General features: G+C 75.1%; 1 protein-coding gene. It reads right to left on the bottom strand.

Annotated features, from left to right (window positions below; translation table 11 throughout):
- The coding region (locus tag ACM5QX_RS29730) for a hypothetical protein (RefSeq protein ID WP_414756789.1) at positions 1 to 209 on the bottom strand (209 nt) is incomplete at both ends.

Here is a 209-nt window from a genome sequence, read left to right as displayed (position 1 = left end):
ATGATCAGCGAGGCGACCGAGCCGTCCGGGCGTGCGGCGGTCCATCGGCGCGGGGGCGGCGGGTCCAGAATCCCGCCTTTGCCGACCTTGTCCAGCAGGGCGGGGTCGAAGCCGCTGACGAAAGCGGAGAAGGGGCGGTTGGCGGCGGCGTCCGGGGCGACGGCCAGAAGCTCGGCGGCATCCCCGCCCGGCGCCGCAGGATAGGCGGG

Origin of the sequence: Anabaena sp. CCY 9910 (genome assembly GCF_963920875.1) — a bacterium.
In the GTDB taxonomy this organism is placed as follows: Bacteria; Cyanobacteriota; Cyanobacteriia; order Cyanobacteriales; family Nostocaceae; genus Trichormus; species Trichormus variabilis.
The sequence above is the reverse complement of the archived record's forward strand: the minus strand, read 5'-3'. Positions and strand labels throughout refer to the sequence as shown.